The sequence below is a fragment of the Pedobacter sp. MC2016-15 genome, assembly GCF_026239695.1.
GTDB lineage: Bacteria > Bacteroidota > Bacteroidia > Sphingobacteriales > Sphingobacteriaceae > Pedobacter.
Genome location: NZ_JAPIVS010000005.1, coordinates 221,294 through 241,445 on the forward strand (window position 1 = coordinate 221,294; position 20,152 = coordinate 241,445).

18 protein-coding genes and 1 riboswitch are annotated in these 20,152 nt (G+C 43.8%); of the genes, 13 read left to right on the forward strand and 5 right to left on the reverse strand.

Annotation, left to right across the window (positions count from 1 at the left end):
* Positions 1 to 2,043: an ATP-binding protein gene (locus OQY15_RS16215; RefSeq protein ID WP_265792912.1), complete on the reverse strand. Its 2,043-nt coding sequence runs from the start codon at positions 2,041 to 2,043 to the stop codon at positions 1 to 3.
* A 181-nt stretch (positions 2,044 to 2,224) separates the two neighbouring features.
* Between OQY15_RS16215 and OQY15_RS16220 the strand changes: the two genes are divergently transcribed.
* The 3 genes from OQY15_RS16220 to OQY15_RS16230 are packed head-to-tail and all read left to right on the forward strand — an operon-like array spanning position 2,225 to position 5,799.
* Positions 2,225 to 2,932 (forward strand): ABC transporter ATP-binding protein, encoded by a 708-nt coding sequence (locus OQY15_RS16220; RefSeq protein WP_265792913.1) that lies wholly within the window; start codon positions 2,225 to 2,227, stop codon positions 2,930 to 2,932.
* Entirely contained in the window at positions 2,933 to 4,333 is a 1,401-nt protein-coding gene (locus OQY15_RS16225) for a DUF3526 domain-containing protein (protein WP_265792914.1), read from the forward strand.
* A 2-nt stretch (positions 4,334 to 4,335) separates the two neighbouring features.
* Positions 4,336 to 5,799, forward strand: coding sequence for an ABC transporter permease subunit (locus OQY15_RS16230; protein WP_265792916.1), 1,464 nt, complete (start codon positions 4,336 to 4,338; stop codon positions 5,797 to 5,799).
* Position 5,800: 1 nt separating this feature from the next.
* On the opposite strand, the gene OQY15_RS16235 is transcribed toward OQY15_RS16230, so the two are convergent.
* The 3 genes from OQY15_RS16235 to metX form a co-directional block, all read right to left on the reverse strand.
* Positions 5,801 to 6,103, reverse strand: coding sequence for a hypothetical protein (locus OQY15_RS16235; RefSeq protein ID WP_265792917.1), 303 nt, complete (start codon positions 6,101 to 6,103; stop codon positions 5,801 to 5,803).
* A gap of 138 nt (positions 6,104 to 6,241) precedes the next feature.
* Entirely contained in the window at positions 6,242 to 7,483 is a 1,242-nt protein-coding gene (locus tag OQY15_RS16240; protein WP_265792919.1) for a homoserine dehydrogenase, read from the reverse strand.
* Positions 7,483 to 8,541: a homoserine O-acetyltransferase gene (metX, locus tag OQY15_RS16245; RefSeq protein ID WP_265792920.1), complete on the reverse strand. Its 1,059-nt coding sequence runs from the start codon at positions 8,539 to 8,541 to the stop codon at positions 7,483 to 7,485. The genes OQY15_RS16240 and metX overlap by 1 nt, the downstream gene beginning before the upstream one ends.
* Positions 8,542 to 8,729: 188 nt before the next feature.
* A riboswitch (SAM riboswitch) is annotated at positions 8,730 to 8,842 on the reverse strand.
* Between the two features lie 461 nt (positions 8,843 to 9,303).
* On the opposite strand from metX, the gene OQY15_RS16250 reads away from it, so the two are divergent.
* The 9 genes from OQY15_RS16250 (at position 9,304) to OQY15_RS16290 (ending at position 16,397) form a co-directional block, all read left to right on the forward strand.
* Entirely contained in the window at positions 9,304 to 9,798 is a 495-nt protein-coding gene (locus tag OQY15_RS16250) for a hypothetical protein (protein ID WP_265792921.1), read from the forward strand.
* Positions 9,799 to 9,960: 162 nt separating this feature from the next.
* Positions 9,961 to 11,442: a phytoene desaturase family protein gene (gene crtI / locus OQY15_RS16255; RefSeq protein WP_265792922.1), complete on the forward strand. Its 1,482-nt coding sequence runs from the start codon at positions 9,961 to 9,963 to the stop codon at positions 11,440 to 11,442.
* The gene (locus OQY15_RS16260; RefSeq protein ID WP_265792924.1) at positions 11,439 to 12,275 is read left to right on the forward strand and encodes a phytoene/squalene synthase family protein; all 837 of its coding nucleotides are present in this window, start codon (positions 11,439 to 11,441) and stop codon (positions 12,273 to 12,275) included. Before crtI ends, OQY15_RS16260 begins: the two co-directional genes overlap by 4 nt.
* Positions 12,272 to 12,772, forward strand: a complete 501-nt coding sequence (locus tag OQY15_RS16265; protein ID WP_265792926.1) for a hypothetical protein — start codon at positions 12,272 to 12,274, stop codon at positions 12,770 to 12,772. The genes OQY15_RS16260 and OQY15_RS16265 overlap by 4 nt, the downstream gene beginning before the upstream one ends.
* A gap of 20 nt (positions 12,773 to 12,792) precedes the next feature.
* A complete protein-coding gene (gene idi, locus OQY15_RS16270; protein ID WP_265792927.1) occupies positions 12,793 to 13,317 on the forward strand; it encodes an isopentenyl-diphosphate Delta-isomerase in 525 nt (174 codons plus the stop codon).
* On the forward strand, positions 13,301 to 13,768 hold the full coding sequence (locus tag OQY15_RS16275) for a sterol desaturase family protein (protein ID WP_265792928.1): 468 nt from the start codon (positions 13,301 to 13,303) through the stop codon (positions 13,766 to 13,768). The genes idi and OQY15_RS16275 overlap by 17 nt, the downstream gene beginning before the upstream one ends.
* 99 nt (positions 13,769 to 13,867) lie before the next feature.
* Positions 13,868 to 15,061, forward strand: coding sequence for an aminofutalosine synthase MqnE (mqnE, locus tag OQY15_RS16280; protein ID WP_265792930.1), 1,194 nt, complete (start codon positions 13,868 to 13,870; stop codon positions 15,059 to 15,061).
* Between the two features lie 3 nt (positions 15,062 to 15,064).
* Positions 15,065 to 15,679 carry a histidine phosphatase family protein gene (locus tag OQY15_RS16285; RefSeq protein ID WP_265792931.1) on the forward strand — a complete coding sequence of 205 codons (615 nt, stop codon included), beginning with the start codon at positions 15,065 to 15,067 and terminating at the stop codon, positions 15,677 to 15,679.
* Positions 15,672 to 16,397, forward strand: a complete 726-nt coding sequence (locus OQY15_RS16290; RefSeq protein ID WP_265792932.1) for a menaquinone biosynthesis protein — start codon at positions 15,672 to 15,674, stop codon at positions 16,395 to 16,397. Before OQY15_RS16285 ends, OQY15_RS16290 begins: the two co-directional genes overlap by 8 nt.
* Before the next feature lie 28 nt (positions 16,398 to 16,425).
* On the opposite strand, the gene OQY15_RS16295 is transcribed toward OQY15_RS16290, so the two are convergent.
* Entirely contained in the window at positions 16,426 to 16,899 is a 474-nt protein-coding gene (locus OQY15_RS16295) for an HAD domain-containing protein (protein WP_265792934.1), read from the reverse strand.
* Positions 16,900 to 17,545: 646 nt separating this feature from the next.
* Here OQY15_RS16295 and mutS point away from each other — a divergent pair.
* Positions 17,546 to 20,152, forward strand: coding sequence for a DNA mismatch repair protein MutS (gene mutS / locus OQY15_RS16300; protein WP_265792935.1), 2,607 nt, complete (start codon positions 17,546 to 17,548; stop codon positions 20,150 to 20,152).

A 20,152-nucleotide genomic window follows, 5' to 3' on the forward strand; every position in this document is an offset into this window, starting at 1 on the left:
TTACAGGGGCAAAGTGAACCAGAAGGTACTACCTTCTCCAACGGTACTTTCCACGCCGATTTTACCGCCATGTTTCTCAATGATTTTTTTGCAGATATACAATCCCAGGCCAAGCCCGTTGTATACTTTCTCAGTCTGATCAACCCTGTAGTATCGGTCAAACAGATTTGGGAGGATATGTTCGTTGATACCTGGACCGAAATCGGTTACGGAAACCTTTGCAAAGCCTTCAACTGAACCAACCTGCATGTGAATTTCCTTTGATTCTGATGCGTATTTTATCGCATTGTTCACAAAGTTAACCACCACCTGGTCAATTCTGTGTTCATCAGCATATACAAATAGTTCCTGATCTCCCTTCAGTATCAATTCATATTTCCCTTCCAGTCTGACGTGGCTGCAAGACATAGCCATCATGTCATGAAGGTTAAAGCGTGTGCGCTCCAGACTAAGCTGCTCACCGGTCAGACGACCGATGTTTAATAGTTCGCCCACGAGGTAATTCATTTTATTTACGCTTTTGCTGGACTGCTCAATCAGTTTGATATGCATGTCAGAAAAGGGCTTGTCTTTGATCCTCTCCAGCAATTGGAGCGAAGCTTTGAGGGAAGTAATAGGTGTTTTTAACTCGTGACTGGCAACGCTGAGGAAATCATCCTTGCGCTGCTCGTAAAGCTTCGCCTCCGTAATGTCCAGCGTCATACCCACCATCCTGTCGGCCTTGCCATTTTCATCATATCTCGGGCGCCCGTGTGCCTGTATCCAATGTACAGAACCATCACGCCAGCGGATCGGATACTCAGTTTTGTATACCCCGTTGGTGGCCATCGCCTCTCTGACTAATCCACGCACACGTTCATGGTGCTCCGGGAACATTGCGGCAAACAAGTCCGCATAAGTGAATTCCTCATCGGGTTCATAGCCATAGTTGCGTTTAAACTGCGCAGTGCTCTGCATTACTCCTGTAGCGATCGCGACCTCTGTTGATCCAAGTTTACTGGCATCAAGGGCGATTTCCAGTCTGGTATTCAGTTCGTCAACAGCTTTACGTGCAAGAACCTGGTATGTAATGTCATTTGCAACAATAAGGATGGAGTCGGTGTTGCCATCATTGCTTTTTACGGGCTGATACACAAAGTCGAGATAACGGTCGGTAAGCTCCCCGCCAACATTAAGCGTTGCCTTAAGTTCTTTACCGAAGAATGGAATTCCGGTGTCAAAAACCTCCTGCAGGATGGGAATAAACTGCTGGCCATTCAGTTCAGGTAAGGCTTTTTCAAGTGTTTTACCAAGAACCGAACTGTCCTTGCCCCAGATCTCCAGTACCTTTTTATTGACTACTTCTATATTGAATTCACGCCCCTGCAGCGAGGCCATAGCAACCGGTGCCTGCTCGATTAGCGAACGGAACCGCTCCTCACTTTTCATCAGATCCTGATTCAGCAGTTGGAGCTGCTCCTGAGTACTCAGCAATTCTTCATTCGTCACCTGAAACTCTTCGTTTAATACGGCTAGATTCTCATTGGAGGTTAGATATTCCTCATTCAAAGCATGGAGGTCCTCATTAGCCGTCTGGAATTCCTCATTTAAGGCTGTCAGTTCTTCCATCAATTTCTGCTCAGCGATAGATTTCTCTTCAGCAAGTTTCAATGCACGCATACGTTGTGAAACCTCGAAAGCTGTATGGAGAATATATTTGGTTTTACCATCCTCATCCAGGATGGCCTTGTATTCAAAATCAAAGTAAAACAGGCGCAACCTGCCTTCTACCTGCAACGTTGCAGGCTGATCCCTGGCAATAAACGTTTCCCCTGATCTCCATACCTGCTGTAAGATGCCGTAGAATGGCTGATCAATCAGTTCTGGAAGAGCATCTTTAAAAGAATTGCCGATCACCGTTTTATCCCTGCCCCAAAGTGCGAGCATCGCTGCATTGGCACTGAGTATCGTTATAGTATCATTAGCATATACGGCAGTTGCATTAGGCGATTGAAAGAGCACTTCCAGTAGCTCTTCTGCCTTGATAAAATCTGGTGCATTCATATTTAGGATAGAAAGCTGCAAATATAAACCACGATGCAGCAAATCCCTAATGAAAAGCTTCTTATAGAGGCAAAGAGAGTGAAAATTATTTGAACAAACAGGTCAACTACCATTTTAAAGATATTTACAGTACTTTCGCCCTAATTTTTGAAGTTTAAGTCATCCTGAGCCTGTCATATCCATGCTGAAAGCAGAAAATCTAACCAAGAAATTTGGAAACCATACCGCCCTGGACCAGCTGAATCTGGAAATAAAAAAGGGTGAAGTGTTTTGTCTTCTGGGCTCCAATGGAGCAGGTAAGTCGACCACCATCAATATCTTCCTTGGGTTTATACCTGCAAGCAGCGGCCATGCTTTTATCGACGGACAGGAAGTTACGCTGAACAATCATGCCACAAGGGATCTTGTTGCTTACATCCCTGAAGTGGTTAACCTGTACGCTACCTTGTCAGGAATGGAAAACCTGGAGTTTTTCAGCGGTCTTTCGGGTTACAACTATTCCAAAGAGGAACTCAGCCATTTCATGGAAACTGCAGGTTTGCAGCGCTCTGCCATCCATAAACGTGTGTCATCGTATTCCAAAGGGATGAGGCAGAAGGTTGGCATCGCCATAGCACTGGTGAAAAAAGCAAAGGCCTTGTTCCTGGATGAACCTACCTCGGGCCTGGATCCTCATGCCAGCTCCGAGTTTTCGCAGATCATCATGAACCTGAGTGAACAGGGCGTAAGTACCCTCATGGCGACGCACGATTTGCTGATGGCGAAGAACCTGGGTACAAGAATCGGCATTATGCACCAGGGTGCTTTAAAACACAACCTTTTATCAGATGAAGTATCTCACGCCGACCTGACGAGACTATACATTGATATCGTAAAACAGCATATATAGATGACTGGTCTGATACTTAAAAAAGAATTAAAGGAGCTCTTCCGTACTTCCAAAGTGATGTGGATGCTGGGAGGGATAATTGTACTGATGGCATTGGCTTTATACAATGGTACTTCCTATTATCAAACGCATAGCCATCTGATCAGGGAATCACAGCAGGTAACCTATCAGCAGTTTATCTCCCAGGGGGATAAAAACCCGCATCTGGGTGCCCATTTCGGTTTTTACGCCTATAAACCTACGGCTGATATGGCGATGATAGAAAATGGTATCGAAGATTATACCGGGAACTCCTTTTATCTGGAACCGCACAAAAGGGGGGTGGTGAGATTTAAGGAAATCAGCGATGCTACGGGGCTGAGAAGTTTCGGCTTCCTGAATATCGGTTTCTTCACAGAATTTATCCTGCCGCTTTTTATCTTTCTGATCTGCCACAATATCTTTTCCAAAGAATGGGAGAATGGTACGATCAAAATGCTGCTGAGTTCCAAGGCCAACCCGCGACAAATTTTTATGGGAAAGTTATTCGCCTGCCTCTCCCTGGTGATGGGGATTGTAGTGCTGATCGCTGCCGCCTCCTTCATCCTGTTTATCTCAGAAACTGAAACTGTGGGTTTTATCAGCAGAGTGCTGCCTGCTTATGCCTGTTATCTTGCGGGCCTGATACTATTTTCCACCATGATGACTACCATTGGCGTAAGTGTGTCACTGCTGACCAGAACTGCGAATCTCTCACTCATCATCCTGTCCGGTTTCTGGCTCATCGGTGTTTTCCTGTTGCCAAGGTTAGCAGGAGAGTTATCAAAGAATATCCATCCCTCAACCACCTCACTTGAATTTGAGAACAACACCTTTAATGAGAAACAGTATGGTGTAGGAGATGAGGGACATAAAGATGTCCGCCGTGAGGCTTTATTACAGAGGACCATGGCGCAGTATCAGGTGAAAAGGATTGAAGATCTGCCTGTTTTTTTTATTCCCATCACGATAGAGTTTTTTGAAGATTCTGATGGCCAGGTCATGGACAGGGCTTATCAGGCGGTTGACGACAATGAGGCAAAACAGGACCGGCTGGTATTGAACAGCGCCTGGCTGACGCCATTTCTCGCTTTCAGGGATTTCTCTATGCGCATTACAGCCACAGATATGAAAACCCATAACGACTTTGCCAGCAAAGCTGAAGCACACAGACGCAAGATAGGGGTCATCGTTGATGATTTCTATCAGAAAAACACCGTCGCCGGCAATGCCTTCTGGAAAACCGTACCGCAGTTCTCTTATACTGCACCAGGCATTGGCTGGCGCATTTCGAATGCTACAGATTCTATTTTTATCCTTCTGGGCTGGACAGTATTTGCCACAGGTCTGATGGTTTACGCATACCGAAAAATGACTGTTTAAAGATGAGACTACCACTGATCAATATATTATTCAGGCATGAACTCAAAATCCTGTCGCGCAACAGGGTACTGCTTTCATTATCAGCGCTGATTATCTTTATCCTGGTTTCGGCGCTATGGATTGGCAGCAGCATGCTACGCAAACAGGAGCAGACGATCATAAAAATCAGTCAGTCTGAAAAAGAGAGTCTGGATAGCTTGAAAACGCGGATCAAGCGTATTGAGGCTCATCAAATGGTGTATCCCGGGTTTATATGGGACGATCCCACATTTGCCTACAATACCGCCAGAAACGAAGGACCAAATTATGCGGTTAAAAAACCCTTCCCGCTGCAGGTGCTCAGTATCGGTCAGAGTGATGTGCAGCCATTTTACTACAAAGTATACATCAATAAAAAACAATACCTGACCTATGAGTCGGAGATAGAAAACAGCTTTTTGCAATTTATCGGCAATTTCGACTTTGCTTTTGTGGTGATTTATCTTTTTCCCCTGCTGATCATTGTATTTAGTTACAATGTGTTGTCAGCTGAAAAGGAGCAGGGAACCTGGGTATTGCTGAAGACCAGTAACCAGTCCATCGCGCAGATGATGATCTGCCGGATGGGTATCCGCTACCTGTTATTTACCAGCTTCTTCTGGCTGATCGTGATCCCCGTGCTGATGATTACTATCGGCGGTGATGCTCTCTTTACCGTAAACTGGACCTGGATCATGGCAGAAGTGTCACTGTATTTTGCCTTCTGGTTTGCATTGGCATTGCTGGTAAACAGTTTTTCCATGACATCAAATGTAAACGCGATGGTGCTGATCTTTATCTGGTTGTTCACAGGAATTATCATTCCCAATCTTTTACAGATCGGTCTGAACAAAGTATATCCGATACCGAGCCGGATTGATATGCTGACAGCAGAGAGGGATGCCATCAATGCTTATTTCGAGAAAGATGGTCAGGATCTGACTAAAGAGGTATTCAGCAGTCCGAAGTCGATGATCAGACAGGCTTCTGTAGTTACGCCGGGCATGGTATATGGCTATGGGGTGATTGTTTACAAAAGCCAGGAAATCAAGGACCAGGCTACAGCTGTGGCTGAAGAAAAACTGTACGGGCAAATCCGGAAACAGCAGGAAGGCATCAGGCAATTGCAGTTGTTGAGTCCGGCATTGATGATGCAGGAGCGCTTATCTGCGCTTGCAGGTAGCCATTGGTACCAGTTTAACCAGTTTAGTATGGACACTGACAGATTCAGGAAGAAAACGCAGGAATTCTACTATCCAAAAATGGCTGATGAAAATACCTATCGTACATTCAGTATTGCTGATGCAGATGCGATACCTAAATTTAATGCGAAAGACTACCACGACTTTTCATGGTTAAAGATCTGGCAGAGTTTTCTGATCTACCTGGGGATTATCATTTTGCTGCTGGTATCTGGATACAGGCGATTGCTGGAAGCCAGAAAGTAATCTAACTTTCTGCTGCGGTATAGGCGATGATGACAACTGCGCCCAGGAGAATAAATGCTCCGGCAGCTATACTGCCGCCAACAGCGAGAAAATGCCATGGGGTATGTTGCCGTTTATAACGTTTGTAAGCTTCCACGCGGTAGGCCTCCACATATACAGAATCCTGAAGCAGAACAGGGTTTTTGATGTCAGCGGTATCTGGTTTGAAATAATCTGAAGTATGGTTGAGTTTAAGACGGTATTTTTTCCAGATCGCATTGTCGAGCCTGGAATGTTTTGCGTCAGCACGTGCAGCTTTGACCATGCTGCGGTTGTGCTCTTTCTGCTTACAAAAAGATTCTGATATGAAAAGGAAAATTAAAAGAAAAAGAATGCCTGTCTTTAACATTTTATCAAAATATTGCGGAGAACAAGATACTTATTCTCCGCAATACGAAGAAGTTTAACCTACTAAAACTTCTTCGGCGGCAATCGACTGTATTTGTTGTTCTGTGTACGTAAACCTGCCTGTATTGGCAATGAATACATCTTTTTGTTCCAGCAGATCTTTATTGGCCAGCAGCGATTTTAAACTCACACTGCCAATAACATATTTGTAATCGTTTCTTGAGAAACGCTCCACGATATTTTCAACCTTCAGTTTGTCCAGCGTGTACTCATGTGTGTATCTCAGATAAACCTCAATATTTACATTGTCGGTATGAATTAAGCCGTTGTGCTGGTGGTATTTTTTATACTCATAACGGTATCCATATCTCAGCGCTGCAATGTCTGACAGTACAGCCGCACCTGTAGGGTGGCCACCGGCACCTTTCCCAAAGAAAAACTGCTTATCAGCAAATGCGGCCTGAACGGTAACGCCATTGTATTCGTTTTCTACATTGAACAGGAAATCATCAGACTTCACAAACTTTGGCAACACATAGGTAACCACCTGTTTCGTGCTGATCTTGCGTGCCGTAGGTACCAGTTTAATCTTGAAGTTCTTTTCTCTTGCATACTGGATATCATGTTCCGAGAGGTTCTGGATACCTACATTCAGGATCTTCTCAGGATTGATAAACAAACCATAGGCATGTGCCGTAGCGATAGCAAGTTTAAACTTGGGATCATAACCTCCCACATCCATAATCGGATCAGTTTCTGCAAAGCCCAGGTCCTGCGCCTGCTTCAGCGCCTCATCATAAGGCATGTTTTCATTAAATATTTTCGAAAGGATATAGTTGGATGAACCGTTGAAAATACCGCTGATACCATGCAGCAACTCATTGTCGTAATACTCCTCCAGGTTACGGATGATCGGGATACTACCGCATACCGCGCCTTCATACAATAGCGAAGTGTTATATTTTTCCTGTAACTCCACCAGTTCTTCGAGGTGGTTGGCAATCATCTTTTTATTGGCAGAAACGACGTGTTTACCATTGATCAGCGCTTTCTTTGTGATTTGGAAAGCTGCATCCGCATCGTCAATCAGCTCCACAATCGTATTGATCTCCTCATTGTTCAGGATCTCATCATGATCTGTCGTAAAGAGGTTAGCGTCAAGGCTCCGTTTCTTATCTGGGTTTTTGATGGCAATCTTGATGATCTCCAGGTTCAGGTCCTGACCACGGATAATATCGTGCAGTCCCTGTCCAACCACTCCAAAACCAAATATTCCAATTTTAAGTTTCTTACTCATTATGCTATTTTATGCAGTTTAACAATTTTTTTATTTGCGCTTTCCTTCAGGAAGGTCCCGATAATGTTGGTCAGGATATCCGTTTCGATCAGGAAGCCGTCATGGCCATAGGCCGATTTGATGCTGTGGAACTCAGCTCCAGGAATATGTTTTCCCAGAAATTCCTGTTCATTGATAGGGAAGAGGAAGTCGTTCTCAATCCCGATCACCAGCGTATTTGCTTTGATCTCTTTCAGTGCATCCACTACGCTTTTTCTTCCGCGGCCCACATTGTGGCTGTCCATGGCCTTGGTGAGGTACCAGTAGCTATAGGCATTAAACCTTTTGCATAACTTCTCGCCCTGGTATTTCTGGTAAGAAGCTGCGCGGAAATCGCCGGTTTTGTCATTTACACTCTCCACCTGTGTGGCGTTGTAAGCCTCGTAGGTACGGTAAGAAAGCAGGGCAATACTTCTTGCTGCCTGCAGACCCTTCATGCCGCCATCTGCCTGCTGGTTAAAGAAACTGCGGTCGGCAGTAATGGCCAGACGCTGACTCTCATTGAAGGCAATCCCCCAGGGAGTTTGAAATGCGTTGCAGGCTACCAGAATCAGATTATCAATTGCGATCTGATTGGAAATTGCCCATTCAGCAGCTTGTTGTCCACCCAGAGAACCACCAATCAGCACTTTCAGTTTGCTGATGCCCAGATGATCTGCCAGCAGCTGGTGTGCCTGTGCAAGATCACGGATGGTAAATTCCGGAAAAGAAAGATAGAAAGGATTTCCTGTCACCGGATCAACATCCAGCGGACTCGTACTGCCATAGTGCGATCCTAAAACATTGGCACAGATGATAAAGTGCTCCTCAGGATTGAACAAATAATTGACACCGAAGAGACCCTTCCACCAGTCGGCCACATCTGCATTAGCGGTTAAAGCATGGCAAGCCCAGATCACATTATCCTTTTTGGCATTGAGTTTACCATAGGTATGATAGGCGATACGCAATTCGCGCAGCTTTTTCCCGTTTTCTAATTTAAATGATTTTTTGTGATGGTATACGGCTGTTGATGACATTAGGTTATTCTGGTATGTAGAGTACAGAAAGTTGCAACTCTGCTGAGCGCTCTTCCTGCTGAATGATACAATGGATGATGATTGCTTAGTTATGGCAACAGCACATACAGGCGAAAGCTGCTGTGTGTAACATGACCTGATTCTCTACGCTGGTTAGCGATTGTTTTGTTTGTGTTTTCATTTGTCTAAATTTATCTTTCCAGAAAGCAATACGCTAACTGGTCAGGAATTGGCACCTTCTCCATAAGGGAGGGTTGCCAGTGGGTCACAGAGCCTGTCTCTCGCCACTTCTTTATAAATCAAACCTGTAAAATGCCGGGGTTGACTCGAAAAGCTTTCGCTTTATGTCCACAAATGTAAGGCAACTCTTTTTATTTTCAAAATATTATTCGGAAATTTTGATATAATATTGTATATGAGAATATTAACTCTTTTACTTTTTGATGTTGTGCTGCCTTTTTCTTTCATAAATTTCAAAAGACTGATCTGATCGCCTGATGGGCTCCTCTGATTTTCCGGAAAATACCATCTATAGTTATAGAAGTATGAATGACAAAATTTAATTCTGTGAGGCCTGACCTGACAAGTCAACACCTGAAACATTTTCCGGACAAAATGCACTTATTCCTGAGATCTCTCATCTGATGGCATTACTGAAGTTAATTTTCAGATCCTGTGCCGCAATAGTTTAGGATATAACAGGATTTGCCAGTACCATTTTTGGCAGGATTTATGTAAGTTGTAAAATCAAAAAAGACTTTTATGAAAAGAATATTAGTAATAGCAGCCATTTTATGCAGTTCATTGATGGTTTTACAAAGTTGCTCCAGCACAAAGAGTTCTTCTGCCAGTACAAACCTGAGAAGGGGAGCAGTAACAGGTAACTGGGTTTTAAACGACGTAACCTTTGAAGGTGTCCCTGCATCAAATGTGAGATCGCTGTTTAGCGAAGCTTCGTACAAATGTTTTATCGGAAGTACCTGGAGACTGACAAACAGCGGAAATGGTAGTTATACTTTACCAGGAACTGCAGATTGCCCTGCAAGAACACAAGACATTTTCTGGTCGGTAAGCACTGCTGATGAAACCTTCCAGTTTAAAAAACTAAATGAAGGCGACAAAGCGAAAAATGTTGCTGATGGTTACAGATTGATTCTGGCTTCAACATCCGGAGATCAGCTGATCCTGAAATCTCCTGTTGAGTACGGAAACGGACCAGCTAATATCGTTTTAAACTTTACTAAAGCTGCAAAATAGCAGCTCAGGAGCTAATCTCGATAGGGATAGTACATCTATATATATAAGGCCTGCCTTCAGAAATCCTGGAGGCAGCTTTTTTTTACAGGCAAAATTCTGTATTTTAATAAAATTAATACGAATAGGGAATAAATTTAATCCCATGTTCAAGTATTTCATTCTATGGCAAAAATTTCCATTATTGGTAGCGGTTTTTCTGGTTTGGCGGCCTGTTGTTTTGCAGCAAAAGAGGGACATCAGGTAACTGTCTTCGAAAAAAATAGCGCTATAGGTGGTAGAGCAAGGGTTTACAGCGCCGAAGGCTTTACGTTTGACATGGGCCCCAGCTGGTATTGGATGCCCGATGTGTTTGAAAACTTTTTCGCCGCCTTTGGTAAATCTGCTTCAGATTATTACGAACTGAAACAGTTGGATCCCGGCTTTCAGATGATCTTTGGCCAGGAGGATGTCATTGAAATACCTGCCAGCATGAACGAGCTGGAACAGATCTTCGAATCTATTGAGCCCGGCAGCGCCGTCGCCCTGCGCAAATTTCTGAAAGAGGCTTTGTTTAAGTATGAAGTCGGCATGAAAGACCTGGTGTACAAACCAGCTTTCTCCTGGATGGAATATGCAAATATGGATGTCGTAAAGGGCATGCTGAATGCCAATCTCTTCAGTTCTGTCAGCTCTTATGTGGGCAAATATTTTAAAGATAAACGTTTGGTAGCACTGATGGAATTCCCTGTGCTCTTTCTCGGAGCGATGGCGAATAAGATTCCGGCGCTCTACACAATGATGAACTACTCTGCTCTTGTACAGGGAACATTTTACCCTGTGGGCGGTATGTGCAAAATTGTGGAAGGAATGAAAGACCTGGCTGTCTCCTTAGGTGTAGAATTTAAAACCGGCATTCAGGTTGATCATATTGAAGTTTCAGGTGGCAGGGTCTCAGGCTTGAGAACAGGTGCCGGACTTTTTCCTGCCGACGGACTGATCGCGGCAGCAGATTATCACCATGTAGAACAGCATTTGCTGGATGCAGCCTACAGGAATTACGATGAAAAATATTGGGATAAAAAGACTTTTGCACCTTCCTGTCTGATCTTTTATGTGGGAGTAAGCAAAAAACTGAATAAACTGCTACACCATAACTTGTTTTTTGATGCTGATTTTGAACAGCATGCACATGATATTTACAGTACCCCGCAATGGCCGGAAAATCCGCTGTTCTACGTCTGTTGTCCTTCAAAAACTGACCCCGGAGTAGCTCCCGAAGGGATGGAAAATGTCTTTATCCTGGTGCCGGTGGCTGCAGGACTAAAAGACGATGAAGAAACCCGGGAGGGATATTTTGACGGAATTATCAAAAGAATGGAAAGTTTTTGTGGCGAAAGCTTTAAGGAACAGATTGTTTATAAAAAGAACTATTGCATTAACGATTTTACAGAAGATTATAACGCTTATAAAGGAAATGCCTACGGACTGGCGAACACACTCATGCAAACTGCAGTTTTAAAACCCTCCCTGAAGAACAAAAAGGTGAAAAACATGTTCTATGCAGGACAACTTACTGTGCCCGGACCGGGCGTTCCACCGGCACTGATCTCTGGTCAGGTAGCTGCAAATGAATTGGAGAAGTATTTTAAGAACACACAATTATGAAAGAACTCTTCGATCAGATATCTATAGCGTCCAGCACGATAGTGACTAAAACTTACAGCACCAGCTTTTCGCTGGGCATCCGCTGTCTGAATAAAAAGTTCCACAACGCCATTTATAGTATATATGGTTTTGTCCGTCTTGCAGATGAGATCGTGGATTCTTTTCATGGCTATGACAAGCAGGAGCTGCTGGCTGACTTTAAGACCGGAACCTACAGGGCTATAGAGCAGGGGATCAGTTTGAACCCTATCCTCAACAGCTTTCAGCAGGTGGTCAATGACTATGGTATCGAACGCGAGCTGACCGACTGCTTTCTGGCGAGTATGGAAATGGATCTCGACCAGACTGCACATTGTGAAGATTCCTATGAAACATATATTCTGGGTTCGGCAGAAGTGGTAGGCCTGATGTGTCTGCGGGTATTTACAGAAAATAACAGAGAGCTCTATCAACAACTGAAACCTGCTGCCATGAAACTTGGTGCGGCCTTTCAGAAGGTGAATTTCCTGAGGGATCTGAAGAATGACTATGAAGTGCTGGGAAGGGTTTACTTTCCGCAGGTTGATCTTTCCGTGTTTTCAGAGAAGGAAAAAAAGGAGATTGAACAGGATATTGAGGCCGACTTTGTTGCGGCATTAGCTGGAATTAAGGAGCTGCCGCGCAGTTCGAGGTTTGGGGTATATGTAGCATACATCTATTATAAAAGCCTCTTCAATAAGATTAAATCTGTATCTTCTGTAAATGTCATGTCTGAACGTATCCGTATTCCTAACGCCAAAAAACTGGGTCTTCTGGCAGGATCGTACGTCAAACATAGCTTTGGAATGATATGAGGTTAGTTTTGTTGATGCTGCTGTCCTTTTATACTTCCGTTCCTGAACTTAATGCCTGCCGCAAACTTTTGGATCAGTCGCTCGCAGATGAGAAGGCTGCAAATGTATTTTATTCGCAGCTCAAAAATATTAAACAGACAGATACACCGGTAATGGTGGGTTTTCAGGCGATGTCTGAGTTTATGCTCTGCAAACATATGATAAACCCGGTAAGCCGTGTCAGGCATTTTAACCGTGGAAAGAAACTCCTGGAATCAGCCCTGCAGAGGGACCCAGACGCTGCCGAACTACATTATTTCAGGTTAACTACGCAGAGCAATGTTCCCTCGCTGCTGAGGTACAGTTCAAATATCAAAGCCGACAAAAATTTCCTGATCAGTTACCTGAAAAATGAGCAGGCACACGCAGATCACGAATTATATAAAAGAATAAAAAACTATCTTTTGATCAATCCATACTGCAGTGCAGAAGAGAAAAACCTGATCAAAACATTATAAATACTGATAGAATATTGAATATGACTGAATACGTTTCACTGGTTGATGAACAGGATAATGAAATAGGGGTAATGGAAAAGCTGCAGGCACACCAGGAAGCTTTATTACACCGGGCGATCTCGGTGTTTATCTTTAATGACAGGAAAGAACTGCTCCTGCAGCAAAGGGCAGCGGAAAAATACCACTCTCCTTTATTATGGACCAACACCTGTTGCTCACATCCCCGGCCGGGGGAGGTGGTGATAGAAGCGGCCAACAGGAGGCTGATGGAAGAGATGAGAATGGCCTGTAATTTGACGTATGAGTTTAGCTTTACCTACAAGGCAGTTTTGACAGAGGAACTGACGGAGCATGAGTTCGACCATGTGTTTTTTGGCGAAAGCAATGAGACGCCTGTGCCAAATCCTGCTGAGGTGGCCGACTGGAAGTACATGGCCCTGGATGATATCGAAGCCGATATGGAGGAAAATCCGGGTGTGTATACAAGCTGGTTCAAATTAATGTTGGATAAAATAAAGAGTGTGAGAAATGACCATACTGATTAATATAGGAATTGTACTGATTACTTTTTGCCTGATGGAATGTGTAACCTGGTTAACACATAAGTATATTATGCATGGTCTGCTTTGGGTATTGCACGATGATCACCACAACAAATCGCCAAATTTCTTTGAGAAGAACGATTACTTCTTTGTGATCTTTGCCTGCATCTCCATGGGATTTTTCCTGCTGGGTACATTCATCGCGGGACTTAACTTTCTCTTTTATATCGGCGTGGGTATCACCTTATACGGACTGGCGTATTTTATGGTGCACGACATCCTGATCCATCAGCGCTTTAAATTGTTCAGCAGGACGAATAATTTCTATTTTCGTGCATTGCGCAAAGCCCACAAGGTGCACCACAAGCATCTGGGAAAAGAAGAGGGAGAGTGTTTCGGAATGCTGTTTGTGCCGTTAAAGTACTTCAGAGAGGCACTGAGGACTTCAAAATAGTCTACCCGACGCCAGCTTTGACATAAGTCTGACAGCTTAACAGGGCTGTTACGCAGCTATCTATTGATTTTATCTTACTTTTGATCTTTAATCAAACCTATGGATACCAAGCAAAAGTTGACTTTTATATTGAATGATGCCGGTCTGGCTCAGGAATTAAAAGATATCGCGTTAAAAGTCCAGCATAAAGAGAGAATTACATTTGATGAGGGTGTTTACTTATACGAACATGCCGAACTGGGTTTTCTCGGCGTCTTAGCCAACTATATCAGAGAAGTAAAACACGGTGACAGAACTTACTTTAATCGTAACTTTCATATTGAGCCTACCAACGTTTGTGTCTATACCTGCAATTTCTGCTCTTACTCGCGCCTGATCAAAAATAAGGAAGAGGGATGGGAAATGAGTGTGGATCAGATGATAGATTCATTGAAGAAATACGATGATGAGCCTGTTACTGAAGTACATATCACCGGTGGTGTGGTGCCTAAGCAAAATCTGGATTTCTATGCGGAGTTCTTCAGAAGAACTAAAGCTCACCGCCCCGGGCTTCATATCAAGGCGTTGACGCCTGTAGAATACTATTACATCTTCAAAAAAGCTAAGCTGAGTCATTATGACGGGATGAAATATATGCAGGAGGCTGGTCTGGATTCTATGCCGGGTGGGGGTGCAGAGATTTTTCATCCCGAAGTAAGGGAGAAGATCGCGAACGACAAATGTAACGCTGAACAATGGCTGGACATCCACGAGCAGGCGCATAAACTGGGTATGCGTACCAACGCAACGATGTTATATGGCCATATCGAGCAGTTCTGGCATCGCGTAGACCATATGGAAAGGCTGCGTCAGCTACAGGATAAAACGGGTGGTTTTCAGGCTTTCATTCCATTGAAATTCCGTAATCAGAATAACCAGATGGACCATGTGCCTGAGGTTTCTGTGATTGAGGATCTGAGGAACTATGCGATTGCGAGGATATATATGGATAACTTTGACCATATCAAAGCATACTGGGCAATGATCAGCAGACAAACGGCACAACTATCACTGAATTTTGGTGTGGATGATATCGATGGTACGCTTGACGATACCACGAAGATCTATTCTATGGCTGGTGCAGAAGAGCAAACGCCGGGTATGAGTACCAAAGATCTGGTAGAGCTGATCAAAAAGGTGAAACGCCAGCCCATAGAAAGAGATACGTTATACAATGTAGTTACCGATTATACTGATTTTGTATTTGAAGAAGATGTAAAACCACAGTTTTATAAGTTGCCGGTCATCAATTAATTAATGGATAAGGAATTATATATCATCCGTCATGGAGAGACGGATCTGAATAAACAGGGAATTATACAGGGCCGTGGTATCGACAGTGATCTGAATGATACCGGCAGGGCACAGGCTGCTGCGTTTTATAACTTATACAAAGATCTCCCTTTTGATAAAGTTTATACTTCAGCACTCAAACGTACACAACAGACTGTTCAGCAATTTATTGACGCAGGTCTTCCCTGGGAGAAACACCCTGAGCTGGACGAGCTGGCCTGGGGCGAATGGGAAGGGACTCAAACGAGTGAGCATACCATTGGTGCTTTCAAAGACATGACGGAGAAATGGCAGGCGGGCGACTTTGATGCGCATTTTGAAGGTGGCGAAAGCCCTAACGATGTGGCGCTGAGGTTGAAGGAGATCATCGAAGTGATCAAAAGCAGACCTGAGGAAAAACTAATCCTGGTATGTATGCATGGCCGCGCATTGCGTTTGCTGATGTGTCTTTTCAGTGGCAGGCCACTGTCGGCGATGTACGATTTCCCGCACCAGAATACCGGACTTTACAGAGTAAGTTTAACAGCTGATCTCTTCACGATCACTGATTCAAACAATACCGATCATTTAAATGGATAAGATTAAAATTTCTGCCGTTGCCTATACCAATACCAAGGCATTCATTTACGGCATTGAAAGTTCTGCAGTAGCAGAAAAGATAGATTTAAGCCTGGATATACCGGCGGATTGCGCTGCAAAGGTGATTGACGGATCGGTAGATATGGGATTGATGCCTGTGGCGGGGATTCCATTTGTCAGTAACGCACATATCATTTCTGATTACTGCATTGGCTCTGTAGGTGCTGTAAACTCGGTGTTTATATTTAGCAATGTGCCTGCAGCGGAAATCAAAACGCTGAAGCTCGACCCGCAATCAAGGACTTCCAATAACCTGGCGCAGGTGTTGCTGAAGTTCTATTTCAAAACAGAGTTTACCGTTACTACCGATCAGGATGCCGAAACTGATGCCATCGTATTGATTGGCGACAGGACTTTCGGTAAAAAGGATGATTATAACTTTGCCTATGATATGGGGGAGGAGTGGATGAACTTTACGGGATTACCATTCGTATACGCAGCCTGGGTTGCCAACAGGGAAATTCCGGAAGCTTTTGTTACGGAGTTTAATGCAGCGCTGAAAATGGGGCTGGCAAACCGTGCAGCTGTCTTGCAAACGCTGCCTCAGCATCCTCAGTTTGATCTTGAAGATTACCTGATGAACAAACTGGATTTTGAGCTGACTGATAAAAAGCGTGAGGCTCTGGCTTTGTTTTTAAGTTATATCAAACAACTGTAGCCTCGGTCTGAATGCTGCTTAGGTCATATTAGGCGGGGATAAGTACCCCCGCTTCGAGGATCGAAATCGCTTCTTCTGCCAGTTCATCGGTTAATCCGATCATGGAACTTGTCATCACCAAATTCTTTTTTAATTCTTGAGGTAGTGCATTCAGAGATTTATCATCATCAATGATCACAAGATTTTCATCAGAATGATCAGTTGAAGTGTACCAGCTTAAAATTTCATCTTTCCGGCTTAGATTCTGCTCATTTTTTGGCAGACGGTCAATGTCAGCTATAACTATACCTCTTCGGATAAAAATATCTTTCCATTCAGCAATGCTGTAACTTGCCTTATGGGATGTTGTTAAAATGATGGATGCGTGTGTATGATCAATTATTTTCTGCAGCGCCTGGATTGATTTCGGACTGAACACAGGAAATCCGTCCCGAAGAAATTCAGGCTTTTTCCAGGATTGCACAGGAACCATTACACCGTCTATATCCAATAACACATTCATCAATACAAATTTAAAAATTATTTCTAATAAGATATTATTCTCTTTAAAGTTTCTAGATCTACATCGTTATACGCTGCATCTTGCTTATTGAGATAACTAATTCTTAAAGGCGTATCCCAATCATTGTCATCAAACTCCACATTGTGCCATTCATATGCCCGTGTAGCATGACTCTTAAGTCCTGGCACTGATATGATACCAAAGTCCGTGATGAGTGACGATACATATCGATGATGCCCGTCTATAATCAGGTTGTCACATACTTTAATGTCTTCAAATTTGATTCCGTATCTCATTTTTTTACACATGCGACTTATTATAGGGGTACACAATTTGGTCTGAGTAGCCCTCAGATCAAATTCTTTTTTCTGTATAAATTGTCTGATATAAGTACTGTTAATCTGTTCCAATAGATTTTATATGAGGTTTAAATTTTTAAATTAATTTATCTACTGTCTGCAAACGTAATTCTGTTGGATTTAAAAGTCAATAATCAATTAATTTAATTTATATTAACAACAAGATAAGGGGGCTATTGATGGCTTCAGAGCTTGTTCTTGTTGCTTAAAAATCTCTATTTTTCAAAAAAAAGCCCAAAGCTTAACCAGAGGTAGTATATTTACATTTTTGTAACGTAATATATATTTTGGCTAAAGAAAAGACTAAGGAAACACCGTTAATGGGTCAGTACAATACGATTAAGGCGAAATATCCTGGCGCATTGTTATTGTTTAGAGTAGGTGATTTTTATGAGACTTTTGGAGCAGATGCGATCAAAACCTCTCAGATACTTGGCATTACACTTACCAGGCGCGCCAATGGCTCCGACAACAGCGAGCTCGCCGGTTTCCCGCATCACTCTCTGGATACTTACCTCTCCAAACTCGTGCGCGCAGGTCAGCGTGTAGCGATATGCGACCAGCTGGAAGATCCTAAAACGACCAAAACTATCGTAAAAAGAGGTGTAACTGAACTGGTTACTCCCGGTGTAGCAACCGGTGATAACATCCTCAACCAGAAATCGAACAATTACCTTGCTGCTGTATACTTTGATAAATCATCCATAGGTGTATCATTTGTTGATATCTCTACCGGTGAGTTTCACGTAGCGCAGGGAAATGCAGAATATATTGATAAGCTCCTGCTTGGTTTTAAACCTACGGAGGTGGTTTTTCAAAAGAGCAAGCGCCAGCAGTTTGTAGAGCAGTTTGGTGATAAATTTTACACGTATGCATTGGACGACTGGGCTTTTACCAGCGACTATGCCAATGAAATATTGAATAAACACTTCGAAGTCAGTTCTTTAAAAGGCTTCGGTGTAGATAAGCTGCAATCCGGTATTGTTGCAGCAGGTATCGTGCTCCATTATCTCAATGAAACGGAGCACCGCAACCTCAAACATATCTCTTCTATCTCGAGGCTGGAAGAAGATAATTATATGTGGCTCGACCGCTTTACGGTGCGTAACCTGGAGCTGGTGAGCTCTGCCAACGAGAATGCCATGACGCTTTTCAACGTGCTCGATCAGACTTCGACGCCGATGGGAGCAAGGATGCTGCACAAATGGATCGTGATGCCACTAAAGGAACTGAAACCTATACAGGAACGTCTGGGTGTGGTAGAGTTTATGGTGAAACACGAGGATCTCATGAGCAACTTCCTCACGCATATCAAACAGATAGGCGATCTGGAAAGGCTGATCTCTAAAGTGGGAATGCAGAAATGCGGCCCGCGAGAGCTCTGCCAGCTTAAGAAATCGCTGTACTCTATTGAAGAAATAAAAAACATTGCCCTAAATACCAATAACCCTTATCTGAAGCAACTGGCTGATCAGCTTGACCCTTGTCTCAGCATCCGCGAACAGCTGGAACGCGAGCTCCAGCAGGACCCGCCGGCTTTGCTGCTGAAAGGAAATGTGATTGCTGACGGTATTGATGAAGAACTGGATAAACTCCGTGCCATCTCGGTGGGGGGTAAAGATTACCTTGTAGAGCTCCAGAAACGGGAGGCAGCCAATACTGGCATCCCTTCATTGAAGATATCTTTTAATAATGTATTCGGTTATTACCTGGAGGTAACGCATACACATAAAGATAAAGTGCCTGCCGAATGGACGCGTAAACAGACGCTGGTAAACGCAGAGCGATACATCACTCCGGAGTTAAAGGAATACGAGGAGCAGATTCTTGGGGCAGAAGATAAGATCCAGATGATTGAGGTCCGCATGTACGAGGCCCTGGTAAAACAGGTGGCAGCCTATATGCGCCCGATACAGCTAAACGCTTACCTTACAGCGCAGCTGGATGTACTGCTGTGTTTTGCCCAGCTTGCCATCAGCAACCACTATGTGAAACCTGAACTGGATCGCTCTAAAGTACTTGACATCAAGGGTGGAAGACATCCTGTGATTGAAAAGCGTCTTGCCACTGGTGATGAGTATATCACCAATGATGTATATCTTGATAACGACAGCCAGCAGATTATTATCATTACTGGTCCGAACATGTCGGGTAAGTCGGCCATACTCAGACAAACAGCCCTCATCGTACTGATGGGGCAGATGGGTTCTTTTGTGCCCGCCAAAGCTGCCACATTTGGCCTGGTAGATAAAATATTCACCCGTGTGGGGGCCTCAGACAACCTTTCATCGGGAGAAAGTACCTTCATGGTGGAGATGAATGAAACCGCCAGCATCCTGAATAATATATCCGACCGCAGTCTGATTTTGCTGGACGAAATCGGTCGGGGAACGAGTACTTATGATGGTATCTCCATTGCCTGGGCTATCGCAGAATTTCTGCATACACATCCTTCGGCAAGGCCGAAAACCCTGTTTGCTACGCATTACCACGAGTTGAATGAACTTGCTGCAACAATGCCGCGGATCAGGAACTTCAATGTCTCTGTGAAAGAGATGTCCAATAAAGTGATTTTCCTCCGTAAACTGATCCCTGGTGGTAGTGAACATAGCTTTGGTATCCATGTGGCCAAGATGGCCGGGATGCCTCCAAAGCTCATCAGCCGCGCCAATGAAATCCTGAAGAAACTGGAAATTGACAGAACGGAAGGTCAGAGTATCAAAGATAGTATCAAGAAGGTACAGAACCAGGCCTATCAGCTGCATATGTTTGCCGTGGATGACCCTGTGCTGGTCCAGATCAGAGATATGCTCAACAACCTCGATGTGAATGTGCTGACGCCGGTAGAAGCATTGCTGAAACTGGATGAAATCCAAAGATTGATCAAACAATAA

What these genes read in the sequence shown, in the direction of transcription:
- OQY15_RS16225 (WP_265792914.1), top strand. Translation starts at nt 2,933, where the DNA reads ATGACTGGTCTGATACTTAAAAAAGAATTAAAGGAGCTCTTCCGTACT.
- OQY15_RS16275 (WP_265792928.1), top strand. Translation starts at nt 13,301, where the DNA reads ATGACCATACTGATTAATATAGGAATTGTACTGATTACTTTTTGCCTG.
- OQY15_RS16215 (WP_265792912.1), bottom strand. Translation starts at nt 2,043, where the DNA reads ATGAATGCACCAGATTTTATCAAGGCAGAAGAGCTACTGGAAGTGCTC.
- mqnE (WP_265792930.1), top strand. Translation starts at nt 13,868, where the DNA reads ATGGATACCAAGCAAAAGTTGACTTTTATATTGAATGATGCCGGTCTG.
- OQY15_RS16290 (WP_265792932.1), top strand. Translation starts at nt 15,672, where the DNA reads ATGGATAAGATTAAAATTTCTGCCGTTGCCTATACCAATACCAAGGCA.
- OQY15_RS16295 (WP_265792934.1), bottom strand. Translation starts at nt 16,899, where the DNA reads ATGAATGTGTTATTGGATATAGACGGTGTAATGGTTCCTGTGCAATCC.
- OQY15_RS16235 (WP_265792917.1), bottom strand. Translation starts at nt 6,103, where the DNA reads ATGGTCAAAGCTGCACGTGCTGACGCAAAACATTCCAGGCTCGACAAT.
- metX (WP_265792920.1), bottom strand. Translation starts at nt 8,541, where the DNA reads ATGTCATCAACAGCCGTATACCATCACAAAAAATCATTTAAATTAGAA.
- OQY15_RS16285 (WP_265792931.1), top strand. Translation starts at nt 15,065, where the DNA reads ATGGATAAGGAATTATATATCATCCGTCATGGAGAGACGGATCTGAAT.
- OQY15_RS16260 (WP_265792924.1), top strand. Translation starts at nt 11,439, where the DNA reads ATGAAAGAACTCTTCGATCAGATATCTATAGCGTCCAGCACGATAGTG.
- idi (WP_265792927.1), top strand. Translation starts at nt 12,793, where the DNA reads ATGACTGAATACGTTTCACTGGTTGATGAACAGGATAATGAAATAGGG.
- OQY15_RS16240 (WP_265792919.1), bottom strand. Translation starts at nt 7,483, where the DNA reads ATGAGTAAGAAACTTAAAATTGGAATATTTGGTTTTGGAGTGGTTGGA.
- OQY15_RS16220 (WP_265792913.1), top strand. Translation starts at nt 2,225, where the DNA reads ATGCTGAAAGCAGAAAATCTAACCAAGAAATTTGGAAACCATACCGCC.
- OQY15_RS16230 (WP_265792916.1), top strand. Translation starts at nt 4,336, where the DNA reads ATGAGACTACCACTGATCAATATATTATTCAGGCATGAACTCAAAATC.
- OQY15_RS16250 (WP_265792921.1), top strand. Translation starts at nt 9,304, where the DNA reads ATGAAAAGAATATTAGTAATAGCAGCCATTTTATGCAGTTCATTGATG.
- OQY15_RS16265 (WP_265792926.1), top strand. Translation starts at nt 12,272, where the DNA reads ATGAGGTTAGTTTTGTTGATGCTGCTGTCCTTTTATACTTCCGTTCCT.
- crtI (WP_265792922.1), top strand. Translation starts at nt 9,961, where the DNA reads ATGGCAAAAATTTCCATTATTGGTAGCGGTTTTTCTGGTTTGGCGGCC.